The organism is Marivirga sericea (assembly GCF_900177665.1).
Lineage (GTDB): Bacteria > Bacteroidota > Bacteroidia > Cytophagales > Cyclobacteriaceae > Marivirga > Marivirga sericea.
Map to the genome: position 1 here is coordinate 1 of NZ_FXAW01000022.1, position 4,822 is coordinate 4,822.

The following is a 4,822-nucleotide window of genomic DNA, read 5'->3' on the forward strand; positions in this document are numbered from 1 at the left end:
ACAATTCTTTCGATAGAGTTATCAGGATTTGTGATGAGCAAAACCACTCTTGCACCTTCAACAACAGCTCTAACATCAAATTCAAATACGTCTTGTTCAGGGTCGTTACTTGAGATTGCGATTTTCGATTCAAAGATGCCTACTATGGTAGAATTCAATTCAATATCAAAACTATTGGAGCTATTGGCAGAAATTGTGGCAGGTAAAGAGCCAAATGATATAGTAAATAAGTCGTTGCTGCTGACTATATTATTTATTATTAAGTCTGCTTCACCTACGTTTAGAATATCGAAGGTCCCGACTAAGGTATTACCCGCTTCAGTATTTCCTAATTCTACTATTCCATTTAAAGGTAAATTCTCTCTTTGGACTTGTATTTCTGCATTAGGCGTTGCGATTATCTCTCCTGTGAGGTTCAAAATGAAAGGACTTTCATCAGCATCATCGCTTGTAATAGTTAGAATGTCCGTCCAGGTTTGGACACTATCGCTAGATAAGGTGATAATAAAATCAACTGTATTTCCGGCAACAATGGTAGCCGGCAAGGTAATGCCGCTGATGCTATAGGCTGTTCCTGTTGTCAGCTGAATGTCTGAGATGGTTAAATCAGCTGTACCAGAATTTCTGATGGTGAGGATTTGTGATGTGGAAGTGTTTTCCAAGGTACTACCAAAGTCAATCTCAGCATTAATAGCGAGATTAGTTGCTCCATTGAGCAGCTCTATTTCAGGTACAGCAGTGACAGTTACCTCTCCGGTTAAATTTAGGGAAAAAGGACTCTCATCAGCATCATCACTGGTTAATGTTAAAGCATCTGTCCATGTTTGAGCACTAACACTAGATAGAGTGATCGTAAAATCAGTGCTATTTCCCGATGCAATGGTAATAGGTAAGTCGATACCGCTAATAGCGTAGGCCGTTCCAGTTCCCAGTTGAATATCCGAAATCGTTAAATCGATAGTTCCCTGATTATTGATAGTTAAGGTTTGCGAAGTGGAAGTGCTTTCTACGATGCTACCAAAGTCAATCTCATCATTTACAGTCAAATCTACTGCTCCATTGAGTACTTGGATTTCAGGTGCTATCAGTATATTAGCTGAATTATCAGAAGTGACAGTAGTATTATAATTTTCTATACCAGACGTACCATTATAATCGTAAATCTGTACATGATAAGTTTCTCCTACAGTTAAGCCTGTGAGAGTTACGAGATTTCCATTGCCATTATAAACAACATAATTTCCAGAACCATATTCAATTCCAATACCAAAGTTGGTGTCAGCTGTATACGAGCTAGCATCAACGGGTGTGAAATCTACGGGGCTACCGACTTTGACTACAACGATTCTGTTATTACCGTTTCCTGAAGTCCAGCTAATATCCATTTGAGTGGATGTCACATTTGAGAAAGTGATTGCAGATGATTGTGTGCTAGGTTCATCACAAGCTGTTCCAGCATCATTGATGGTCCAATTATTTGTACTCGTATTTGTTAATATAGCTCTTTCAGCTATTGCACTGCAGTAGGAAAGGCCTGATGCTCCAAGTGTCACTCCTGCAGGGATAGTCTCCGTTCCTCCGTTGTCGTCTGCCCAGCCAATCAGCGTAGCATCATAATTAGCACTAGAAAGAGCAGTGTTATTGAGCATGTTTTCCATACTACTAGGAACTGTTATGCCACTAATGTCCCAATTTCCTAAGCTTTGGTTAAATAGATTGGCTTCAGAAAACATGCTGCTCATATTTTCTACTTTTTCAACTGTCCAGGAACTAACATCCTGATTGAAAGCACTTGCTCCGCTGAACATGGCGTTCATGGATATCGTACTTACATTTGGAGATTGCCCTAGCGTAGTCCAGTCAAGTGCTACACCACCGTTGTCAAAGGCACTTGCAGAAACAAACATGGCGACAAAGTTATCTACCTTGCTGACATCCCATGCGCTCACATCCTGATTGAAATTCTCCGCTCCGTTGAACATAAAATTCATTCTTACGGTGCTGACATTTGGAGATTGACCTACTGTCGTCCAGTCGAGTGCGACACCACCATTATCAAAGGCCGTTGCAGATTCGAACATACCTAAAAAGCTATTGACCTTACTGACATCCCATGCACTCACATCTTGATTGAAAATAGTCGCTCCACTGAACATACGATCTATGCTTATCGTATTAACATTTGTAGATTGCCCTAGTGTAGTCCAGTCAAGGGCTACTCCGCCATTATCGAAAGCATCTGCGGCAAGAAACATTCGTTGAAAAGTCCTTACTTTACTAACATCCCAAGCGCTCACATCCTGATTGAAATTACTTGCTCCGCTGAACATGGTCGACATGCTTATTGTGCTGACAAGCGGTGATTGCCCCACCGTAGTCCAGTCTAGTGCTACACCACCATTATCAAAGGCACTTGCAGAAAGGAACATATCTGTAAAGATGTTTACCCTTCCAACATCCCAATTACTTATATCAGAGTTGAAATTACTTGTATTACTAAACATTCCTTGAAGTGACGTGACGCCCGTTAAATCTGGGGAATCAGCAGCACTTGATGTTAGATTTATACAACCTGCAAAAGCATTTTGCATAGAGTTCCAGGAAATATTTCCCCATTGTTCTATAGAGAGGATTTTGTCTTTATCACCGCTATTGTTAAAATAAATTCGAGGAAAATTTCCTATGATTTCTATTCGATAATTGCCGGGATCTGGAAATGTAATAATTGGGTCTCCGGTTAAATCTTGCTCCAATCCATTATTGTCAACATTTCCGATTTCTTCCCAGTAAACATCAAAACTGTTGGTCGTGAGATCAGTTGGGATTTGAATTTGATTGTCATTCGTAGATCCCGGATTATCAGTTTGCCATGTAGTGATAAAAGCTGTACTTGATTCTCGTAGTATGAATTCTTCGGTTAAGGAAGTACAGTTTCCAAAATCATCAATGGTTAAGGTATAAGTACCAGATTCAGGAGCGACTATATCATTGTTGGTAGAATTAAAGCCGCTGGGTCCAACCCAATTAAAACTATAAGGAGTTGTTCCTCCACTTGGAGTAATATCTACAGCCAGATCATTGATCTGAGCATCTATGCTGATGCTGCCATCTCCATCATCAAGGATTTCCCAACTCCAAGTGTCGATCAAAACCTGTCTTTCAATCTCAGCTTCCTTGGAATACTGAATTCCGCTCGCTCCTAAAGTTACATTGCCTTGCAGCGAACTCAGACCAGACCACGCAGCTAGAATGTTATTATAATTGCAGATAGATAGATCTGTGTTATCAAACATATTGGCCATGTTTCCAACTTGAGTTACATTCCAACTACTTAGGTCTTGATTAAAATCCGAAGCAAATCTGAACATACCTTCCATATTGGTGACATTATCTACATTCCAACTTTCTATATTTTGGTTAAAGGATATGGCTTGGTAGAACATATTTTCCATGTTTTCAGCACTGCTAGTAACCCATAAACTTAAATCTTGATTAAAATCAATAGCATCGCGAAACATATCGCTAAAATCTGTTCCTGAGGTAACCGGCCAATTTGCAAGATCTCCATTGAAGGATGAAACTCCATTTATAGCTCTAAACATTTCAGAAAAGTCTGTAACCTGACTTACATCCCAATTGGTAAGATTTTGGTTAAATTGTTCAGCCTCTTTAAACATGGCGGACATATTGGTAGCGGCAATAGGAGTCCATTCACTTATATCTGAGTTAAATGCTAATGCTCCAACAAACATTCCCTCGAAATCTTCACCACTTGAAACGATCCAGGAACTTAAATCTCCAGCAAAGGCATCGGTTCTACCTAACATAAAGGAAAAATTTGTAACGCTTGAAACGTCCCAATTACTTATGTCGCCATTAAAATTTCTTGCTAGGTAAAAAGCTCCTTGCATGTTTGTGATTCCTGAAACATTCCAATTGGTTAGATCGCCAGTTGTAAAATTTGTACATAAATAAAAAGCTTCACTTATGCTTGATACATTTGTCAAATCTGGTGCATCAGTCGCGTTATATTGCATATTGGTACACCCAATAAAAATGGAGCTTAGACTTTCCCATTCAATATTGCCCCATTGTTCAATGGATAATACTTTTTGAGCATCATCAGGACCAGGATTGGCGCCAGGGAAATTAAATACTCTTAATTCACCGGTTATTTCAATTCGATAAGTCCCAGGATTAGGAAAAGTAATGATCGGATTACCGCTCAAGCCTGTCTCAGTTCCGTTATTACTTGGGTTTCCAACTTCTTCCCAATTCACATTAAAGTTGCTGAAAGAAGAGGAATTGATCTGAATTTGGTCATCTCCACTAGTGCCGGGATTATCAGTTTTCCATGTGGTGATAAATCCATTTTGGGCAAATAAAGAAAGCTGGAAGAAAGAAAATATAATAATTGTAATAAATCGGTTGCGCATAATGTAAATAACTATTTTTGATTAATTCATTATGTGCAGATTACCGGTATTTGGTGAGCTATTCTTCTAAAGAAAAGTAAAAATGAGCTGTATTACTTCAGGAAACTATAATAATGAACTTGAACTATTTTACACTCATCAAATATACTAAAACAATTTAAATCTTATATTACATCATGATAAAATCTGAAGATGTTACCTTTGCATAAAGATCCTAGAGGGTAGAAACAATAATTTTAAAAGAATCTTCTGCCTAGTCCATGTTTTCCGAAAAGCTCAAGATCGAGCGATACCATGAGTGAATGGGTTCCAAAACCAGTTAGGGCTGTATTGTTGACAGGCAATTCAAAGGCGTATCCCAATTTCAGTGTTTCTCCCACTTTCAT

The 4,822-nt window shown here is 38.8% G+C and carries 1 protein-coding gene; it reads right to left on the bottom strand.

What is annotated here, in order from left to right; translation table 11 throughout:
- A partial coding sequence (locus B9Y84_RS20310) for a BspA family leucine-rich repeat surface protein (protein WP_085519232.1) occupies positions 1-4,436 on the bottom strand: 4,436 nt, incomplete at its 3' end.
- Positions 4,437-4,822 lie beyond the last annotated feature (386 nt).